We start from the raw sequence: 19,526 nt of genomic DNA, 5'->3' as shown, positions 1-19,526 counted from the left end.
TGTGCTGCATTGTCGAGAACCTAGCCCACGCATGCGCACATGGCGGGCCCGGCTTTACCGCATGGCGCTCCGATCAGATCTTGCCAGCGCCGCGGGCCCACTTGTACTTGGCCCCCAGCACCGCGACCGGGATCTCGGTCGAGTGCGCGTAGGACGGCACGCCGTGCTCGTACAGGTATTCGGCAGCCGCCTCCACTTGCACGTCGCCCGCCAGCCAAGCCACGATCGGCTTGTCGATGCCGCGCGCCGCCATTTCCTCCTTCACTCCACCACCAGCTTGGCGAACACCATCGGTGGCGTGATGATGGTGTGCCAGTAGCCCAGGATGATGGCGTGGATGCGCGGGTCCTCCATGCCCAGGCGCAGGGTGTTCTTGTAGGTGGATGGCGGTTCGCCGCCGGTGATATCGACTGGATTGCCCGCCGCGCCAAACGGCGGGATGAACTTGCGGAACGCCGCGTCGAGATCATCCGGCATGGTCATCAGCGACAGGTTGTTGTCCACGCAAGCGTCCGACAGCAACACGCCCGAGCCGCCGGCGCCGGCGCCGGCGCCGGTGATGATCACCACGCTGGGCCTACCGCATACCCAAATCACCACACACCGACCACAAAATGGCACATCAGACACTTTCATCAACCGCTTTACGAACTTCCCGCGCCATGCCGCGCGCTTTCAAGATCTGCCCACTGAGCGCCAGTACCGCGTGGAACCGGATGCCCGGCAGGCAGCGGACGCCACCTCGATTGCCGCCCGCGCTGCCGGTAACCGACATAGCGCAGGCGTGATGTTGCCGAGCCTGGAGCGGGTATCATGTGCGACGCAGATCAACGCACAACAATGCACAACAACGAACAATCACCACGGGATCCCACCCGCCTAATGATTTCCGCAGATCCAGCCGGCGCGGCCGGCACCGGCCCCGACGCCTCGCTGCCCCGCGCCGAGCGGGCCTACCAGCACCTGCGCAATGCGATCCAGGCCGGGCAGCTGCCCTCCGGTACCCGCCTGCGCGAAGTAGAGCTAGCCGCCTCGCTGGGGCTGTCGCGCACGCCGGTGCGCGAAGCGCTGTCGCGGCTGGAATCCGAAGGCCTGGTCGTCAACGAGCCTAACCGGGGCATGATGGTGACCCAGCTCGACGCCAGCATGGTGAGCGAGCTCTATGTCATGCGCGAGGTGCTGGAAGGCACCGCCGCCGCGCTGGCCGCGCGCCACGCTACCGATGTGGAAATCTCGCTGCTGCGCGACATCGTCCAGCGCGACCTGGCTATAACCGACCAGCCCGACAAGCTCGCCGCCAACAACCGGCTCTTCCACGAAACGCTGCACCGCTGCGCGCACAACCGCTACCTGCTCAAGACCTTGCGCTCGCTGCACGAGTCGATGGCACTGCTGGGACGCACCACGCTGGCGCTACCGGGACGCGCCCGGGTCTCCTACGAAGAGCACATTGCACTTGTGGAAGCCCTGGAGCAACGCGATCCCGCGCTAGCCGAGCAAATCACGCGCCGGCACATCCAGCAGGCGTACAAGGCGCGGCTATCGATGTGGATCGAGGAACAATCCGAGTCCTGAGCCCTGAGTTCTGGCATGCGGGCGGCAATCTTCACTCAGGTCGCCGCAATCGCCCGCGCCCCGCGCCACGTCCCCAGGCTAAGCACCGCCAGCGCCCCCAGGATCAACGCCACCGCACCGAACGTCTGCGGCGCAATCTGCTCGCTGCCCAGCCACGCGCCCACCGCCAGCGCCACCGGCGGGTTCACGTAGACATAGCTTGAGGAACTCGTCGGCGATACGTTTGCCACTAGGTACATATAGGCGGAAAACGCCACCAGCGACCCAGCCACCACCAGGTAGACCCACGCCCACCACGCCTGGCTACTGACCGTCCGCGGCCAGGGCTCGCCGAATGCAACGGACAGAACCAGCAAGATCGCCCCGCCCAGCTGCATCTCGGCGGCAAACGCCACCGCGCCCTGCGGCAAATCCAGGCGCCTGGCGATCTGCGAACCAAACGACCAACTGCCGATAGCCACCAGCAAAGCCATGACGCCCGTGGCACTCGCGCGGAACTCCGCGCCGCCGGTCAGCACCAGGATGCCCGCGCTGCCCAGCGCAATGGCCAGCACTTCGTACCAGCGCGGCCGCGCGCCAAAGCAGATTCCCCAGAACAAGCCAAAGATCGGCATCGCACCAATCATCACGGTAGTCGCCCCGGACGAGATGGTCTGCTCCGCCACCGCCGTCAGCCCCATCCCACCGACCAGCAGGAAACCAGCCAGCACCCCGCAATTGCGCAGCTGGCGCAAGGTCGGCATGGCGGCGCCGCGATAGCGCAGCCACAGCGCCAGCAACAAGCCGGCGCTGAGAAAACGCGAACCCATCATCAGGAACGGCGGAAAGCTCTCCAAGGTGAAACGGATGGCGAGATAGGTCGTGCCCCATACCAAGTAGGTAATCATCAGGCAGAGCAGCAAGCGGGAGGAGATGGTGGGCACGGGAAGACCGGGAGAAAGCACAAGGGGCCTTCAAGATAGCGCGATCCAGTGCGCCCGCAAAAGGAAAATGACTCGCAAGGCTTGTGAGCCGATCTCACAAAGGTACGCAACGGAGCTAGCGCCAATAAAAAAACCGGCCAAAAGGCGCTGCGCTCCTCGGAGCGACGCGTTGGCCGGTTTTGCCGCGCGAAAGAGATCCGCGCCGGTTTGACATGGCATCTGCCATCCCTCGCCAGGACAGATGCGTTAGCGCATCGCCGCGACGGGCAGCATGACAGCCGCCAAACCAAGACTACATATATCAACAACAAACAACAACAGTTAACTACGACGTACTACGGCAGCATTCACTCTTGATTCTTGATGTCGGTGCTCGGGCGATCAGCCGTTCGCGAAAACGATCTTTGCCTTGCGAGCCTGATTCTGAAGGCGGCCCAGCACGGATTGCACAGCGGCGATGGCGCTCTTCACGTCGTCGACGAAGGCAGGGCTGCGGGGACCAAGTTCGCGTTCGATCAATTCGCGCTCGAGTTGGTCGGTCATCTTGATGTCGGATTGGGTGTTCATGGCTTTCTTCCTTTCAGGGATAACCCTTATCGGGTTTTCCCTAATTGTAGCAAAAGAAATGACGCACGGCAGCATTAGGTGATAGTACGTACCGCGCACCGCAGCGAATGCTGAGAAACGCGATCATGAGATGTTGCTCAAGCCACTCTTGGCTAGCAGAAAAAGCGGCGTACTATGCTCAACAATGAACTTATATGCGCTTTTTTATGCCTTTTTTGATCGCTATTGCGATTTACCGCTCTCCGACACGACTTGCTACGTGCCCTATAGCCTCCATAGCCTGCCTGATATGGCGCTCTGTGACGCCCCGCCCCCGCCAACAGCGGCCAAGCCCCTCTCAACCGCTGCAGCCAGGGCCATTACCTATTCGACGCACCTGAAAGCACCTCACAATCCTTGGAGTACGTGACGCACCAGCAAAGCGGACAGGACGAACATGGTCGTACCGATGAGACCATCCAGCACCTGCCAGGCCCTCGGCCGGGCGAACCACGGCGCCAGCCAGCGCGCGCCAAAGCCGAGAAGCCCAAACCACAACAGGCTGGCAGAGCTTGCTCCCGCCACGAACCAGCCCCGTAGCGCTGCTGGTTGCTGGGCACCAATGCTGCCCACCAGCAGCACCGTATCCAAGTAGACATGGGGGTTCAGCAGCGTGAAAGCCGCCGCCTGCGCCAATGCGGCACCCCGGCTGAGACCCCTACCGCCGTCAGGTGCTTTCATTTGGTGAGCATGCCGCGCGCGGCGCAGTGCCTGCCATCCATATACCGCCAGGAAGACGGCACCGGCCAGCGCCAGGACACGCGCTAGGCCGGGGCGCTCCCCCAATGCCTGAGCCATGCCCATGACACCCGCTGCAATCAGCAATGCGTCCGCCATGGCGCACAACAGCACCACGCTGCCCACATGCTCACGACGCAGCCCCTGGCGCAGTACGAATGCATTCTGTGCGCCGATGGCCACGATGAGCCCCAGACTCAGGGCCAGGCCTTGGAGGGAAACGGATAAGGCAAGCGAAGTATTCATACATCTAGCTTGCCTGCACCAGCGAATGAAGACAAACTACCTTTTCTTCATTCTGTTTAGCCTAACTTAACTTATGCTGGATTACTCCGCTCTATCCGCACTGGCTGCCGTGGTTCGGGAGGGTAGCTTCGAGCGTGCAGCCCGCGCTCTCCATGTAACGCCATCGGCAATTTCGCAGCGCGTTCGACTGCTGGAAGAGCGCGTAGGCTGCGCGCTGGTGGTGCGCGATCAGCCCTGCCGGGCCACGGAGACGGGCCGCCGGCTTTGCCAGCACATTGACCGTGTGCGGCTGCTCGAGCAGGAATTGCAAGGGGCGCTACCGGCGCTTGCCCCGGAGGGCATGGCACGGGTAGCGCTGCCCATTGCGGTGAATGCCGACAGCCTGGCCACCTGGGTCGCGCCGGCCATCGCCACCTTCGCGGCAGAAAGTCCCGTGTTGATGGAGGTGGCGGTGGACGACCAGGACCACACCACGGAGTGGTTGCGTAGCGGCGCAGTGCTGGCCGCCGTAACAGCCACAGCCCGTCCTGCCGCTGGCTGCAACAGTCGTCCGCTGGGCTCCATGCGCTACCTGGCGGCCGCCAGCCCGGCTTTCATCCAGCGCCATTTCGGCGATGGCGTGGGCGCCGGCAGCCTGGCACTAGCGCCCAGCCTGATGTTCAACACCAAAGATGAGTTGCAGGCGCGGTGGGTGCGGCGTTTGTGCCATCGGCACGTGGAGCTTCCCCGGCACACGTTGCCTTCGGCCCACGCCTTTGTGAGCGCAGCATTGACTGGCATGGGCTGGGGCTTGCATCCGGAGGCACTGATCGCCTCTCATCTTGAGGACGGCTCATTGGTCGAGTTGGTGCCGAACACCCCGCTTGATGTACCGCTTCACTGGCAACACGCACGCGCGGCGTCAGGGTTGCTCGAAGGTTTGAATCGCGAGGTTCTCGCCGCCGCCCGCGCCGCGCTTTTACCGCCCTGAGTGGCGCCAGGTCAGACGCGAGTTACCTGATTCGGATGCATGCCTGCTTTTGGCTTGACTCCGCCGAATTGCACGCGTGCTGTGCTGGTCCGCAATTGAGCGGATTGACCTGCACCACTGGACGACAGAACTGTGCTCTTCCGATCTGACAGGGTTGAGCGCAAACCGTGGCAGGAAACCGTGCAGTGTTTGCTTTTCACCCAATGCGCAGCCGCTGAATATCACGCAATGGAGGCGCGCCGAAAAGGCGTGCATATTCTCGACTGAACTGTGATGCACTTTCATACCCAACTTGCAGGCTTGCACTTCCCGCGTCGAGGTTTTGGCTGAACATTAGCTGACGCGCCTGCTGGAGACGCAATTGCTTCTGGTACTGGAGCGGGCTCGTGCCAGTGATGGCGCGAAAGTGCTGCCGAAACGTAGATGGGCTCATGTGCGCAGTCGCCGCAAGTTTGTTGACGTGCAGAGTCTGAGCGAAATTCAACTTGAGCCAGGCCACCGCCCTGGCGATCTGTTGACTCGGCGAACCTGTCGCTACCAGCTTTCGAAGTGCCGGGCCATTGCCTCCCACCAGCAGGCGTACGGCGATCTCCCGTTGAATCAACAAGGAGACTTGGGGTATCAGCTCTGGCTCATCGAGCAATCGAACGAGACGGATCAACGCATCCAGAACGTGCGCCTCAAGGTCACTGAATGAAATTGCCCGGTCCGGGCTCTCCTTCGGGGGCTGCGCCAATTCCATCTCGGCCGCCAGTTGCACGATGACACGCGGATCCATGGCCAGCATCAGGCCAAGAAACGGGGCAGCCGGCGTAGCGATGGTCACATTTGACACGACCGGCAGGTCGATAGTGGTCAACATGGATTGCCCCGGACCATAGTTGAATACGTCATCACCGAGCATGACCTGCTTGCCGCCCTGAGCGACAACACCGAGGCCGAACCCGTAGATGCACGGCATGGGTTCTGCGGCGGCGCTCCTGCGGTGGAGAGTCAAGCCTGAAATTGCAGTGGAGTAGTCACCATCACTTTGGGCAACCCGGCTGATTGCCTCCACGAGGGCATCAATGCCGGCAGCCTTGACGGGAATACTCTTGCTGTCGCTCGCGTTCATCGCCCTTCTCGGCCCTCGGTTTGTTGCTCGGAGTCTAGCACCGGGCTCAAGCCAACTTACCCTGATGGCGCGCTATTCGTCGGATTGTGTAAAAAGTGGCGCGAATCTGGCAAACGGTTTCGACGCCTGATCCCTCAAACTGGCTCCCGTTGATCCTTACCCGGAGCATTCCAGATGCCGTCCCTTTTCTCGCCCTACACCTTGAAGGGCGTCACCCTTCGTAATCGCATCGTCGTCTCCCCCATGTGCCAGTACATGGCTGAGGACGGGCACCTCAACGACTGGCACCAAAGTCACTATGCGACGCTGGCCCGCGGCGGCGCTGGACTCGTCATCGTTGAAGCCACGGCCGTGTCGCCGGAGGGACGGATCACGCCTGGCGATGTGGGCCTGTGGGGTGATTCTCACATTGCAGGCCTCGCATCTGCAGCCAAGGCCATCAAGGCCTCCGGCGCCGTAGCGGGTATCCAGATTGGCCATGCCGGTCGCAAGGCCGGCTGCACTCCGCCCTGGGAGGGCGGTGCGCCGCTGAACGAGAAGGACCCGCGAGCCTGGCAACCGGTGGCGCCAAGCGCGTTGCCCTTCATGCCCTCCAGCCCGCATATGCCACGCGAGATGCGTGTAGAGGACATCCAGCACACGCAGCAGCACTTCGTAGATGCCGCACGCCGCGCCCTGCAGGCTGGATTCCAGTGGCTGGAACTTCATTTTGCCCATGGCTTTCTCGGGCAGAACTTCCTGTCCACCCACTCCAATGCGCGGGACGACCATTACGGCGGCTCGCTGGAGAATCGCGCCCGCTTTCTGATCGAGACAGTGGCCGCAGTGAGGAAGGTATGGCCGGAAAACCTTCCGCTAACTGCGCGCCTGGGTGTTGTGGAATTTGACGGCCGCGAAGACGAAACGCTCACGGATTCCGTTCAGGTCCTGAAGTGGCTCAAGGATGCCGGTCTGGATCTCGTCGACGCGGGACTTGCCCTGTCGACCTCGGAAGAACAAGTGCCATGGGGGCCCAATTTCTTGGTGCCCTACGCACAACGGATTCGTGTGCAAACCAGTCTGCCAGTGGCAACGAGCTGGCAGATCACCAGCGCGCAAGAGGCCGACACCTTCGTTCGTGAGGGGCAACTGGACCTCGTCTTCTTAGCGCGTACCCTGCTGGCGAATCCGCATTGGCCGTTCCATGCGGCGCGCGATCTCAAGCTCGATAATGCGGCGTCGGTGCTGCCCACGCCCTACGCCTTCTGGTTGCAGAACTGGGCCAATTGAGATCGGCACGCTCGCGCGAATGAAAGTCTACGGAGAATCGAACCAGCATGAGCAAACTCAACGTCAACGGCCGTGAGCACACGGTAGACGCCGATCCCGGCACGCCCATTCTATGGGCCCTACGCGACACACTTGGCATGACCGGCACGAAGTTCGGCTGCGGTGCCGCGTTGTGCGGTGCTTGCACCGTGCATCTGGACGGGCAGGCCATCCGCTCGTGCATCACGCCGATCTCAGCCTCTGAGGGCAAGAAGATTGGCACCATCGAGGCCGCCACCGATGGCAGCGACCGGGTCGGAACCGCTGTGCATGCGGCGTGGGTCAAGCACGACGTGGCACAGTGCGGCTACTGCCAGAGCGGGCAAATCATGAGCGCCATCGCCTTTCTGAAATCGCTACCTCGCGGCAAGCAACCAACCGCCGCCGAGATCGATACCGCCATGGCAGGCAATATCTGCCGATGTGGCACCTACGCCCGCATCCGTGCCGCGGTGGCCGATGCCGCCAAGTCCGTCGCCTGAAGGAGCCGCCATGTTGCCCAATTTTGACTACAGCGACATGCCGCGCGCCCTTCAGCACATGCTGGAGCGAGACCGCGCCGACAATGCCGCTACGCTGTCGCGCCGTAGTTTCCTGAAACTGACGGGCACTGCCGGCCTGGCGCTCGGCGCCTTCCCCCATCTGGCGATAGGACAAGCTACCGGAAACGGCCAGGCTACGAATGCCCTGAAGCCGACGCAGCAGCCCTTGGCCTTCGTGCAGATTTCCCCAAATGGCGAGGTCATGGTGACCATCAACCGGCTTGAGTTCGGCCAAGGCGTACAGACTGCATTGCCGATGATTCTTGCCGAGGAGCTGGACGCCGACTGGAACCTGGTGCGTAGCCGGCACGGCTCGAACGACGCGGCCTACGTCGACCCGCTCTTCGGCATTCACCTTACCGGTGGCTCCCATTCGGTCAAGAACAGCTTCGCGCAGTACCGAGAACTCGGTGCGCGGGCCCGCGCGATGCTGCTGTCTGCTGCAGCAGCTCGCTGGAACATGGACGTGTCGACGCTGCGTACCCAGGCCGGGGCTGTGCTAGGCCCGAGCAGCAGGAAGCTGACCTACGGCGAGCTGGCCGAGGCCGCCATGACCCTGCCCGTGCCCGAGAACGTCACCCTCAAGAACCCGCAGGACTTCCGCATTATTGGGCGCCCCACGACACGCCTCGACGCGCGCGCCAAGAGCAGTGGGCGTCAGGACTTCGGCATTGACATGCATCTCCCTGGCCAGCTCACCGCTGTGGTGGCGCATCCGCCAGTGTTCGGCGCCCGACTGAACACGATGGACGATAGCGCCGCGCGCGCCGTCAAAGGGGTGAGGGCCGTGCTGCGCGTGCCGCTGGACCGCGGCGGCGAAGGCGTGGCGGTGGTGGCCGACGGCTACTGGCCTGCCAAGCAGGGGCGCGACGCACTGAAGTTGCAGTGGGATACGGGCGCGTTGGAAAAAGTGGACAGCGAACGGTTGCTGGCCCAGTACCGCGACCTGGCCCGTCGTCCTGGGCCGCGCCAGTTCGACGCCGACATGGCACCGCTGGCCACCGCTGCGCACCAGCTCGAAGCCGAGTTCGTGTTCCCCTACCTGGCCCACGCACCGATGGAGCCGCTGAACTGCACCGTCCAACTGTCTGACGGGCATGCCGAACTGTGGGTCGGCACCCAGTGCCCGGGTCTCGACGGTATCGCCGCCGCGCGTGCGCTGGATCTCAAGCCCGAGCAGGTGAAGATCCATGTGCAAATGGCGGGGGGCGGCTTTGGCCGGCGTTTCGTGGGCACAAGCGACTATGTGGTCGAGGCCTGCGAGGTCGCGAAGGCCGCTCGCGCCGCCGGCATGAACGCGCCGGTGCGCACGCTCTGGAGCCGCGAGGACGACATAAAGGGTGGCTACTACCGCCCCATGCACCTGCACCGCGCGCGCATCGGCTTCGATGAGCGCGGCAAGGTGCTGGCCTGGGACCACGTCATCGTTGGTCAATCCATCACTACCGGGACTGTGTTTGGGGAATTCCAGATAAAGAACGGCATCGATGCCACGGCCACGGAGGGTATGCGCGCGCCCTACCCGCTACCGATGCGCCTGACTGTTCACCACCCCAAGCTAAACGTACCGGTTCTGTGGTGGCGCAGCGTGGGTTCCACCCATACCGCATACGTCATGGAGACCTTGCTGGATGAGATTGCGCGCGCCACCAAACAGGATCCGGTGGCGTACCGCATGGGCCTGTTCGGTGACAAGAATCCGCGGCACCGCGCCGCATTGCAACTGGCGGTGGACAAGAGCGGCTACGGCAGGAAGCAATTGCCTTCGGGCCGCGCCTGGGGTGTCGCTGTTCACGAGTCCTTCGACTCCGTGGTGGCTTACGTCGTGGAGGCCGCGGTGCGGGATGGCCGTCCTGTGCTGCACCGCGTTACCGCTGGCGTGCATTGCAACCTGGTAGTGAATCCTCGGACGGTGGAGGCGCAGGTGCAAGGTGCGGCGGTCATGGCTCTGTCCATGTGCATGGCAGGCTCGGCCATCACGCTAAAGGACGGCATCGTCGAGCAAAGCAATTTCGGCGACTTCACCGTGGCGCGCATCACGGATACCCCCGCATTCGATGTTCACATCGTGCCCAGCGCCGACCCACCCACCGGCATGGGCGAACCGGGCCTGCCGCCGCTCGTCCCAGCGTTTGCCAACGCCATTGCACGTCTCACTGGCAAGCCACAACGGCAGTTGCCCTTCAATTTGGCCTGATCGGACGTTGTTGGGAGATTCCGGTCTCCTCTGTGTGCACACCCCGCTGGGCTGATCTGGCAGACGCCGGGGCTGCACGTCTACCAGATCGCCTTGGCATCGTTTCGTCTTGCCTACCGTGATTGCTTGCCGCACTCGATGTTCTTCTTTCGACACCCCACCTTCAGAACACATCTGCAGCGAATTTTCAAACAGGCTCTCAGAACTTGTGGCGAATACCTGCGGCGACACCGAGCATATTGCTTTGGCCGCTGGCAAGTGTGTAGCTATTGCCAAGGGAAAGGCTGTTCGCGTAGGCGATCATCGCGGAATCCAGTCCCAGGCCCGCGTTCTTTGCATATGCCGTGGTCAAGTAGACATCAGTTCGCTTGGAGAGGGCGTAGTCGGCGATGAAAGCAACTTGCCATGGGTTCGGGGTCGATGTGTTCGCGAAAAAGCGCTTGACGTGGTCATAGTTGTATTCGAGCGTCAGGCCAAGCGCCGGCGTCACCTGGTAGTTGGCGCCGATCCAGTAGAGGTCGTCGCGTTCAAGCAGGCTGCCATTCTGGTCCTTGTTCTGACCCCAGCGGTAGCCGCCCATGATCTTTGCAGGGCCAAACGCGTAGCTTCCCGCGATCGTCGCCTTCTTGAAATTTCCGCTCCCGAGGACAGCCGCGTTCAAGGGGTTCGACACAGTGGGGTTGAACTGGTCGTAAGCCACAGCCACGCCGACAGGGCCGGAAATGTAGGTCAAAGCCGCGCCATAGCCGGTATCGCGACGGAACTGGCCCGGGACTTCACCGTTACCACCCAGAAGCGGACCATTGGCCACCGTCGTCGGCAATGCCAGGCCGGTACCGAAGGACCAGTGTGCCAGTGCGGTGACCGGGCCGAACCGACCGGTGTACTTGATGGTATTGTCCTCGCGGAAGTTCGCGCCTGTCAGCATCACGATCGGTTCATACTGCGTGGCAAAGGCTGCGGGTACAAAGTTCGCGAGACCTTCAAACATCGACGTGTACTGACGGCCAAAAGTCAGTTGGCCGAACTGCGAGCTTTGCATGCCCACATAGGCTTGGCGACCGAACAGGCGGCCGCCCTGCTGCGACGTGCCGGCATCCAGGTTAAAGCCGCTTTCCAAGACAAAAATGGAATTCAGCCCGTTGCCGAGATCTTCCACGCCACGCAAGCCCCAACGCGATCCAGACAGGCCGCCAGAGTCCATGCGGTAGACATTGTTTGACGGGCCCGCATTGAACTTGTTGGCTGCATTGGGCACCGCGCCAACATGGCTAGCAAACTCGACGTTCATATCCGCCACGCCATAAAGCGTCACGCTGCTCTGTGCGTGTGCGCCGCCGGTGCAGATTGCGCCCGCAGCGATGAGTGCACCATGAATCTTGCGCCGCTTGTTGAATGATCCCATTGTCTCTTCTCCTTTGGTTTATTTCTGCGCCCCTGGCGTCCTCGTTGACCCGTGGCACCGCGACTACGGCAACGCTATGGGAGTGGGGTCGCGTACTAGATCCACTAGATCGAAAGTCACATTCGCTGCCGCGATCACAGCGACCGAAGCGTTCGTGTCCAGCCCGGCTGTCCCTAGGACGACCATCGCCACCAGAGAATCTCCGCGCGGGTCACCTTGTTCGATCCGCATCATGAAACGTTCGATCACAGCCAGCGCGCTTCAGTAGCGTTCCTTACCGATCAACACCCTATTCCGGCCTCGGGTGCAGGCAATGATATCAGCCAGAAATATTTCTTGTCGACATAAATAACATTGACTGAAATGCGTTGAACGCCGCGAGCGCGAGCAGTTGGCCTTCGCGCGGCTCTGAGGCGACCCCGCGGTCACTGCTATGCTTATTCATTGGGAGATTGCCCTGAGGTGGCGCGCATCGGCAAGTGCTTTGGCTCGTTCTCCCGCGTGCACAGCAGGTGTTTGAGCAGCCGGTCTTGCCGTGTCCGAGGAGCCCGTGCCGTTCTGGGGGAGTCGATTCGGGCATAGCCCTGTTCGGCACGCAGCGGCTCTTGAGACTCTGCTAACCCGCACCGATTTCTCCCGGTGGGACAGCCGCAGCCTCACGGGATCCATACTCGCGAGCAGATATCGCGGCCTTCGCTGGCCGCCTGCCGACAGAGAGGGAACTGGAGAGCCATGGCGGGCAGGCTTGCCCGCGCGAGCTTAGAAGGCCTACGCCGGCACAGCGCTGCGGCCGGCAGCGGCGCCCTTGCCTTTCTGGGCGCCGGATGACAGAGCACGGACGGCAGCTTCGCGGGAATTTCCGATGCGCTTGTGCGCGGTCTGCAAGACCGCTTCAATGTCCCGCTTGATTACAGCGCGCTGTAGAGCGCGCCAGGTCTTGAAGGAATTCTCCAGCGAGCCGGGATGGGATGCGAGCCCCAGCCGCACATAGCGCAGGACCCGCAGCGAGATAGAGTTCAGCACCTCCCCTACCAGCCGGTTGCTGGACAGATCTGCCATGGCCATGTTTGCCAGGAAGGTCACGCTGATATAGGCGTCTACCGATTCCTCGGCGGCCTTGCTGAATTGCGGAATGAATTGCTCGAACAACGCTTCCAGCGCGTCCGCGCGCTCTTCCATCAACTGCCTGAGCAGAATCTCGAACAGCGCGTCCCGCACGACGTAGATATCCCGCAGGTCCTGGGCATTGGGCTCGGTGACGATGGCGCCGCGCCGAGGGCGGAACTCAATCAACCGCTCCCGCTCCAGGATGCGCAATGCCTCGCGCACAGGAGCGCGGCTAACAGCCAAGACCTCGCTGATGTCTTTCTCCAGCAAGCGCTGGCCTGCGTGGATCACGTCGATCGTAATCAGGCCCGCCAGCCGTACCGCGATCTGGTCAGCTACGGATGCCGACCAGTCGCGTCCATGCATAAGCGCCTGCTCGACAGCCAGCGTGACCGGATTCTGCGGTGTTTGTGGTGCAAGCAGCGACTGCAGTTCCGGCGTGTTGGTAGTCTTGAGCCTGCCCATGAGTGGTAAGTCCTTCCGATGATTGGGGAACGGGTCGGGTGCTGGCCTTGGTCGGCACCGCACCTCTTGCAGCGCCAAGATCTTACCTTACGTGGCGAATCGGGCAGATTGCGGATACTGGTGGAGCCAACTGGACCATTGGTCCAGGCAGTCGCACGCCTCCCCAAAGAACAAGGCCCTGCGCAGGACGACGTCCTTGCAGGCCCGCTACAGGCCCCCGGGACATCGGGACATCGGGCCACCGCTGAAACATGGTGCCGCACGCCGGTGCAGAGATAGGGGAAGCAGAGCCGGATTATTATCCTTGGATTCAATCCACGGGCTGAACCACGGCGTCTAATCGTCGGATCCGGGAGGCGTATCGATGTTCAGGTATTTGCGCACGATGTACCCGTCATTTTCCCACGCAATCAGATCGGTCAACAGCATCGCTGCCGTGGCATAGGAGAGCCGCTCGGCGAGCCAGCAGAATCCCATGCAGATCGCCGAGCCCATCCGATGGAGGTACGGACCATTGCCTGCTGACTGATCGTCTTTAATTATGATATCCCCCCTCACCCAAGGCTGCGCGCACGGCCCGCCGAACATGGAAGCTTGTCGCCTTGGCATCCAAGCATGCGCGGCTCTCTCCGATGGCCCTCCGGGGAGGGCGCAACGTCTTCATGATACGGCATTTTATTTTTGTCGACAATATAAAATGCAAGTCCACATTGGTTCCACAGAGGGTTCCGCAGGGCCGGTGGGGTCACTGAAGGTTGCTCGAAGGCCAATTCGCCACGCGCCGCGTGGCTGGCAAGACGGAAGACGTGAAGAATCCGAATCCGGCAAAGAGTGCGTCCGTACATGGCATGGCCTGACGCGGCTTCCGCTCTGCCAGGGCTATGCTCAGGTCGGTGCCGTCTGTCGGCGCAATGTGCCGCGTGCCGCCCTGCTCTCCTTGGGGCTGCAGCCAAATTGCACGTGATACCAGCGCGAGAATCCGCTCGGCGCGGAAAAACCAAGCAGGGTTGCCACCTCCGTCAACGGACGATCGCTCTCGGTGACATGGCGTATGGCGAGTTCCGTACGGATGTCGTTAACGATCGACGAGAAGCTCTGCCCCTGTTCCGCCAGCCGGCGCTGGACCGTGCGGCACACCACGCCCAGATGCTCCGCAACCTGTTCGATGCTGCAGCGCCCACTGGGCAACAGCAGCAGGATCATGCGCCGCACATCCTCAAGCATTGTCGCCTGCTGCGACAGGGCAGACGCGTCTATCAGCCGCTGCACGTAGCGCCCCATGGCCGGATCCGCGGACGGGTTGCGTGCATCCAGATCGGCCTTTGCGCAGATAATGCAGTTGAAGTCGTAGTTGAATTCGACGCAAGGGCCAAAAAACCGCCGGTGCGTACTCAGGTCGCGCGGCGCGGGGTGCTCAAAGCACACACGCCGCGGCTCCCAGTCGGGCTTGTGGAGCTGACGTATCAACCGCACCATGACCCCAAGCGCAAGCTCAACCCTTTGACGCGTGGGTTGATGTGCGCTGCCAGCCACTACCACCTCGCGAATAATGACCAGTCCATCGCACTCCTCGATCGCCAGCGACAGCGCACTGTTTAGCGACGCTTGATAGCGCATCAGCATGTGAAGCGACTCACGCAGCGTCGCCTGGTCGCGGATCAGCAATCCTACCGCCCCAAGATTGGACAAGAGGCGCGACTCGGCCATGCACAGTCCGAAACTCTCGTTGCCTGACATGGTTGCGGACGCCTGAAGCAGCCTTCCGACACGTTCGACTGGAATCATGATGTCCGGCTCGCTCAGTACGCTCGGACTCAACCCCGCGTCAAAGAGCATCCGCACCGGGTCCAGTCCGGCAGCTCGAGCGACCTCGCTGTAGTTGGTGAGGGCCGCGGCGCGGACAAGTGACGACATTAGAGTACTGAGTAGGACATTGACATGGAATGATAAATGCCTGTCATGTACTGTCAAGCGGGAGATACCCGCGACATCCAGACTCGCAAGGATCGATCGGCCTAACCGACAATCGGAGACACGCTCATGATTCAACACCTCAAGGCGGCACCCGCAGTGGTCCGCGCAACCTCTCTAGGCAACTCGATCCGGGTCGAGCCCATCACCTGCACGATCGGTGCGGAACTCAGCAACGTCAACCTTGGCGCGGCGGCCGAGGACGACCAACAGATGGCGGAGATTAGGGCGCTGCTCCTGAAGCATCGCGTGGTGTTCTTCCGCGACCAGGACATCACGCGCGCGCAGCACGTGGCCTTTGCGCGCCGCTTCGGTGAGCTGGAGGACCACCCAGTGGTAGGCAGCCATCCCGATTACCCAGGACTGGTTCAGATCTACAAGACCCCGGACAGCCCCCCCGAGCGCAACGAGAATTCCTGGCATACCGATGCCACTTGGCGCGAAAAGCCTCCGATGGGCTGCGTGCTGCGCTGCGTCGAATGCCCGCCTGTGGGCGGTGACACGATGTGGGTCAACATGGTCGAGGCTTACAACCAGTTGCCCGAGGAGATCAAGACGAAGATCGCCACATTGCGCGCGCGCCACAGCATCGAGGCGAGCTTCGGTGCCGCGATGCCGATCGAAAAGCGTCTTGCGCTGAAGGCTCAGTACCCGGACGCCGAACACCCGGTTGTGCGCATCCATCCCGAAACCGGAGAGAAAGTGCTGTTCGTCAATGGAAGCTTTACGACGCACTTCACAAATTTCAATGTGCCGGCCAACGTGCGCTTCGGGATGGACAAGGCGCCGGGTGCCGGCAATTTGCTTAGCTACCTGGTCAGCCAGGCCAACATCCCCGAATACCAAGTGCGTTTTCGTTGGAAGAAGAACAGCGTTGCGTTCTGGGACAACCGTTCAACCCAGCACTACGCAGTGATGGATTATCCACCGTGCCACCGAAAGATGGAGCGTACCGCCATCATCGGTGACGCGCCTTACTGAAAGATCGACATGACCTCTATGGCACCGACCGTTCTCATCGTCCCTGGCCTGCGTGACCATGTGCCGGAACACTGGCAAACCCTGCTGGCGGCGACGCTGCCTCGCGTCGTCAGCATCGCTCCGCTTGAGCAAGACAAGCTGAGTTGCGCTGCCCGCGTCGACGCGATCGATCGCGCTTTGGCCACCATCGAGGGGCCGGTGATCATCGTGGCGCACAGCGCAGGCGCGATGATGGTCGCCCATTGGGCCACCCGAGGCGCCACACGCGAGATCCTTGGCGCACTGCTCGCGGCGCCCGCGGACCTCGAAACGTCCATGCCAGCAGGCTATCCGACGCTCGGCACGCTGAGCGACCACGGCTGGCTGCCGATCCCTCGCGGCACATTGCCGTTTCCGAGCATCGTTGCGGCAAGCAGCAACGATCCTCTGACGCGCCTCGATCGCGCCCGTGGCCTGGCGAAGGCGTGGGGCAGCCGCTTTGTCGAACTCGGCGAGGTCGGGCATCTGAATCCCGCTTCAGGCTATGGCGAGTGGCCGCAAGCCAAAGCGTTCATTCGCGAACTCTCGTGACCGAACCGGCGGTGGAATGCCGCCGGCCGGGAAAAAAAGAGCGGCCCGCGGGATTTGAAGACGGCGGCGCCCGCTTAGGACGATCAGTCAGACTCGGCGACCGCGATCCGTATGCTTACCTGACGGACGAGCCGGAACGACGATGCCGCATACACTGACCAACGACTGCGCAAAGGCCATTCGCGCTGCAATGGCGAGTTTGCGCAGAATAATCGCTTATTAATCCGGCTGGTAGTTAATGGACTTCAGCAGCGCGGCCTGTTGCTGGTATGCCTGCTTCAGGTCCGCCATCAACTCTTCCGACGTAGCGGCGCCCCCCTGCTCCATCCCCATGTCCTTGACGTGGTTCTGCACCGCCGGTTGCTTGAAATACGCCAGTGTTATCTCGCGGATTTTCTCCTGGATTGCCGGAGCGACATCCGGGCGGGACCACACTGCGAACCACCCTGCTTGCGCCAGTTGTGGGTAACCGAGCTCCTTGAAAGTCGGCACATCCGGCAATTCGGCAATCCGGGTCGGATAGTTCAAGGCAATCGCCTTGATCTTTCCCGCTTTGATCAGCGGCAACGAGGTAGTCACCCCATCGAACATCAGGGGCACATGACCACCCATCAGGTCGTTCAACGCCGGGGGCGAGCCTTTGTAGCCCACATGCCGCATTGGCACATGCGTGAGCTGCCCGAGCAGGATGCCCGAGGTGTGGCCCTTCAATCCCGTAGCATAGGACGCGAAAACGAGACCATCCTTCTGCGACTTGCCATAGTCCACCAACTGCTTCAGGTTGGAGATGGGCACATCCTTGTTGGCAACCAGCACCAGCCCCGTGCGACTGATCTGGGCCAGGGGCTTCAGGTCCGTAAACGGCTTGTAATGGACCTTGTAGGCCAACGGCGCTTCGCTCACGACACCGCCCTGGATAACCAGGAAGGTATAGCCATCCTTGCCGTTGGACTGCAAATCGCTGATCGCCAGCGCACCGGCGGCACCAGCCTTGTTTTCTACGATGACTGGCTTGCTCAATTTTTGCTGCAGGCCTTGCGCCAGCAGCCGGGCCAAGGCGTCGGCACTGCCGCCGGCAGGCCCCGCCACCACCAGACGGATCGGCTTGCTGGGCCAAGCCTCCTGGGCCTGGGCCACGGACATGCCCCCGGCGACACCAACACCGATTACCAAGGCGCAACCGCGCCACCCCAAGTGATTGGCCTGCTTCTTCATGTCTACCCCTTTTGATTTCGATTGCGATGCTTTGCGTGTTTAGAAAGGCTTGTTCGTCTATTCTCGGATCGCACCGGGCCAACCGGCTTGACCGTTCACGACAAGTTATTACCAACTCGCGCAAGCAAAGGGAAAACCCTGCTCAGATCTCCAGAGCGTGCAGGCGGGCCCCGACCACGGCTCCCCTGCGCCTGCGGATGACTGTCATAAATAGCCAAGTTCAAGGCGCGCAAGGTAAAGCGGGAAGTAACGCCAGGCTAGATGATCCGATGCAAGAAGTCATAAGGAGACAAAAATTGAACATGTCTACGAGTAACGCGATGCCGGCTGGGCCGGCTGCGGCTACCACTGGTGCCCGACCCTACGCGTGGGTGGTCTTTGCATTGATGTTTTGCCTGCTACTGTCTGACTACATGTCGCGGCAGGCGATCAATGCCTTGTTTCCACTCTTGAAAGTGCAGTGGCAGCTTTCCGATACACAGCTCGGCTCGATTAGCAGCGTGGTGCCGTTGATGGTCGGCGTGCTGACCCTCCCGTTCTCCATCATCGCGGACCGTTGGGGGCGCGTCAAAAGCATTGCACTGATGGTTGCGGTGTGGAGTGTTGCCACGCTTGGGTGCGCCATCGCCAGTACCTATCATGAGATGTTCGTTGCGCGTTTGTTCGTCGGCGTCGGCGAGGCTGCCTATGGAAGTGTCGGATTCGCTATGCTCGTGAGCGTCTTCCCAAGGCATATGCGGTCTACCATTGCCGGCGGCTTCACGTCTGCCGCCGCCTTTGGGTCCGTGCTCGGTGTTTCGCTTTCCGGGATCATTGCGACGCACTTTGGATGGCGATGGTCGATGGGTCTGATGGCCATCGTTGGCTTTGTGCTGGTGATCATTTATTACTTCGTGGTCACCGAGAAAAAACTCGCAAGTGCGCAACCGGACAATGCAAACGGAACTCCGGTCCACGGGCATGTGAAACTGACACCGCGCGTGTTTTTCTCTGGCCTGTTTCCGTCCCGTTCCGTCTTTTGTGCCTACCTCGGTTGCGCCCTGCAGATCTTCGTTCAAGGCACTCTGTTCGTGTGGCTGCCCAGCTACCTGAATCGCTACTGGGGCATGCCTGTCAGCGAAGCAGCCACGCTGGCGGCCGGCCTGGTCCTTGTCAGCGGCCTTGGCCAACTCATATGCGGTGTGATGACCGATCGGATCAGCGGGGATTCGTCGCTCAAGAGGTGGAACATGGCCATTGGCTATTGCCTCGTGTTAGGCGTTCTGCTGGCGATCGCGTTCCGTTTGCCACAAGGCAATCTGCAACTCGCGCTCCTTGCGCCCGGGGTGTTCTTCCTTGCCAGCTCGTTCGGCACATGTAGCGCGATCATTGCCGGGGCCACGCCGCCAGCCATTCACGGCTCGGCATTTGCCACTCTAACGCTGTTTAACAACATACTGGGCCTCGCAGCAGGCCCCTTTATCACCGGCATGGTAGCGGATGCGGTTGGTCTTCAAGTTGCCTTGCGCTGGCTACCGTTCGCGGCAATGCTGCCCTTCACCGTGTTCCTCATTGGCAGATGGTGCTACGTCGCGGAAGCGCGACGCGGCTGAG

At 61.8% G+C, this 19,526-nt stretch carries 18 protein-coding genes and 1 pseudogene; 9 read left to right on the top strand and 10 right to left on the bottom strand.

Going from position 1 to position 19,526, the window contains the following annotated elements:
• Positions 1 to 73 precede the first annotated feature (73 nt).
• Positions 74 to 573 (bottom strand): annotated as a pseudogene (locus AC1DQR_RS15500) (acetate--CoA ligase family protein); the annotation flags it as partial.
• Here AC1DQR_RS15500 and AC1DQR_RS15495 point away from each other — a divergent pair.
• Together AC1DQR_RS15495 and AC1DQR_RS15490 are read left to right on the top strand one after the other, a co-directional pair.
• Positions 560 to 883 (top strand): hypothetical protein, encoded by a 324-nt coding sequence (locus AC1DQR_RS15495; RefSeq protein ID WP_477133351.1) that lies wholly within the window; start codon positions 560 to 562, stop codon positions 881 to 883. The pseudogene AC1DQR_RS15500 and the gene AC1DQR_RS15495 overlap by 14 nt on opposite strands.
• Positions 883 to 1,575 (top strand): GntR family transcriptional regulator, encoded by a 693-nt coding sequence (locus AC1DQR_RS15490; RefSeq protein WP_174424983.1) that lies wholly within the window; start codon positions 883 to 885, stop codon positions 1,573 to 1,575. The genes AC1DQR_RS15495 and AC1DQR_RS15490 overlap by 1 nt, the downstream gene beginning before the upstream one ends.
• Before the next feature lie 35 nt (positions 1,576 to 1,610).
• On the opposite strand, the gene AC1DQR_RS15485 is transcribed toward AC1DQR_RS15490, so the two are convergent.
• The 3 genes from AC1DQR_RS15485 to AC1DQR_RS15475 all read right to left on the bottom strand — a co-directional run bounded on the left by AC1DQR_RS15485 (position 1,611) and on the right by AC1DQR_RS15475 (position 4,088).
• On the bottom strand, positions 1,611 to 2,489 hold the full coding sequence (locus tag AC1DQR_RS15485) for an EamA family transporter (protein ID WP_477133345.1): 879 nt from the start codon (positions 2,487 to 2,489) through the stop codon (positions 1,611 to 1,613).
• 390 nt (positions 2,490 to 2,879) lie between these two features.
• Positions 2,880 to 3,065, bottom strand: a complete 186-nt coding sequence (locus AC1DQR_RS15480) for a hypothetical protein (protein WP_150986638.1) — start codon at positions 3,063 to 3,065, stop codon at positions 2,880 to 2,882.
• 387 nt (positions 3,066 to 3,452) lie between these two features.
• On the bottom strand, positions 3,453 to 4,088 hold the full coding sequence (locus tag AC1DQR_RS15475) for a LysE/ArgO family amino acid transporter (RefSeq protein WP_416052893.1): 636 nt from the start codon (positions 4,086 to 4,088) through the stop codon (positions 3,453 to 3,455).
• A gap of 73 nt (positions 4,089 to 4,161) precedes the next feature.
• Between AC1DQR_RS15475 and AC1DQR_RS15470 the strand changes: the two genes are divergently transcribed.
• Entirely contained in the window at positions 4,162 to 5,058 is an 897-nt protein-coding gene (locus tag AC1DQR_RS15470) for a LysR family transcriptional regulator ArgP (protein WP_416052894.1), read from the top strand.
• Positions 5,059 to 5,254: 196 nt separating this feature from the next.
• Here AC1DQR_RS15470 and AC1DQR_RS15465 read toward each other — a convergent pair whose 3' ends face one another.
• On the bottom strand, positions 5,255 to 6,172 hold the full coding sequence (locus AC1DQR_RS15465) for an AraC family transcriptional regulator (RefSeq protein ID WP_477133300.1): 918 nt from the start codon (positions 6,170 to 6,172) through the stop codon (positions 5,255 to 5,257).
• A 174-nt stretch (positions 6,173 to 6,346) separates the two neighbouring features.
• On the opposite strand from AC1DQR_RS15465, the gene AC1DQR_RS15460 reads away from it, so the two are divergent.
• From AC1DQR_RS15460 to AC1DQR_RS15450, 3 genes are read left to right on the top strand one after another with little or no spacing between them, the layout of a single operon-like run.
• A complete protein-coding gene (locus AC1DQR_RS15460) occupies positions 6,347 to 7,441 on the top strand; it encodes an NADH:flavin oxidoreductase/NADH oxidase (RefSeq protein ID WP_477133299.1) in 1,095 nt (364 codons plus the stop codon).
• Positions 7,442 to 7,488: 47 nt separating this feature from the next.
• Positions 7,489 to 7,962, top strand: coding sequence for a (2Fe-2S)-binding protein (locus tag AC1DQR_RS15455; protein WP_416052897.1), 474 nt, complete (start codon positions 7,489 to 7,491; stop codon positions 7,960 to 7,962).
• 10 nt (positions 7,963 to 7,972) lie between these two features.
• Positions 7,973 to 10,219: a xanthine dehydrogenase family protein molybdopterin-binding subunit gene (locus tag AC1DQR_RS15450; protein WP_477133298.1), complete on the top strand. Its 2,247-nt coding sequence runs from the start codon at positions 7,973 to 7,975 to the stop codon at positions 10,217 to 10,219.
• Positions 10,220 to 10,418: 199 nt separating this feature from the next.
• Here AC1DQR_RS15450 and AC1DQR_RS15445 read toward each other — a convergent pair whose 3' ends face one another.
• The 4 genes from AC1DQR_RS15445 to AC1DQR_RS15430 all read right to left on the bottom strand — a co-directional run bounded on the left by AC1DQR_RS15445 (position 10,419) and on the right by AC1DQR_RS15430 (position 15,110).
• Positions 10,419 to 11,624, bottom strand: a complete 1,206-nt coding sequence (locus AC1DQR_RS15445; RefSeq protein WP_477133297.1) for a porin — start codon at positions 11,622 to 11,624, stop codon at positions 10,419 to 10,421.
• Positions 11,625 to 12,392: 768 nt separating this feature from the next.
• Positions 12,393 to 13,274, bottom strand: a complete 882-nt coding sequence (locus AC1DQR_RS15440; RefSeq protein ID WP_416052900.1) for a GntR family transcriptional regulator — start codon at positions 13,272 to 13,274, stop codon at positions 12,393 to 12,395.
• Positions 13,275 to 13,532: 258 nt separating this feature from the next.
• The gene (locus AC1DQR_RS15435) at positions 13,533 to 13,784 is read right to left on the bottom strand and encodes a hypothetical protein (RefSeq protein ID WP_477133296.1); all 252 of its coding nucleotides are present in this window, start codon (positions 13,782 to 13,784) and stop codon (positions 13,533 to 13,535) included.
• A 297-nt stretch (positions 13,785 to 14,081) separates the two neighbouring features.
• Entirely contained in the window at positions 14,082 to 15,110 is a 1,029-nt protein-coding gene (locus AC1DQR_RS15430; RefSeq protein ID WP_477133295.1) for an AraC family transcriptional regulator, read from the bottom strand.
• A 126-nt stretch (positions 15,111 to 15,236) separates the two neighbouring features.
• On the opposite strand from AC1DQR_RS15430, the gene AC1DQR_RS15425 reads away from it, so the two are divergent.
• Entirely contained in the window at positions 15,237 to 16,148 is a 912-nt protein-coding gene (locus AC1DQR_RS15425; protein WP_477133294.1) for a TauD/TfdA dioxygenase family protein, read from the top strand.
• A 9-nt stretch (positions 16,149 to 16,157) separates the two neighbouring features.
• Positions 16,158 to 16,718 carry an RBBP9/YdeN family alpha/beta hydrolase gene (locus AC1DQR_RS15420; RefSeq protein ID WP_416052904.1) on the top strand — a complete coding sequence of 187 codons (561 nt, stop codon included), beginning with the start codon at positions 16,158 to 16,160 and terminating at the stop codon, positions 16,716 to 16,718.
• A gap of 219 nt (positions 16,719 to 16,937) precedes the next feature.
• On the opposite strand, the gene AC1DQR_RS15415 is transcribed toward AC1DQR_RS15420, so the two are convergent.
• A complete protein-coding gene (locus AC1DQR_RS15415; RefSeq protein ID WP_416052905.1) occupies positions 16,938 to 17,933 on the bottom strand; it encodes a Bug family tripartite tricarboxylate transporter substrate binding protein in 996 nt (331 codons plus the stop codon).
• A gap of 302 nt (positions 17,934 to 18,235) precedes the next feature.
• Between AC1DQR_RS15415 and AC1DQR_RS15410 the strand changes: the two genes are divergently transcribed.
• Positions 18,236 to 19,525, top strand: coding sequence for an MFS transporter (locus AC1DQR_RS15410; protein ID WP_477133293.1), 1,290 nt, complete (start codon positions 18,236 to 18,238; stop codon positions 19,523 to 19,525).
• The last annotated feature ends 1 nt before the right edge of the window (position 19,526 follow it).

This window comes from Cupriavidus sp. 05L411, from assembly GCF_056398045.1.
This window is presented reverse-complemented; position numbering and strand designations above follow the sequence as displayed.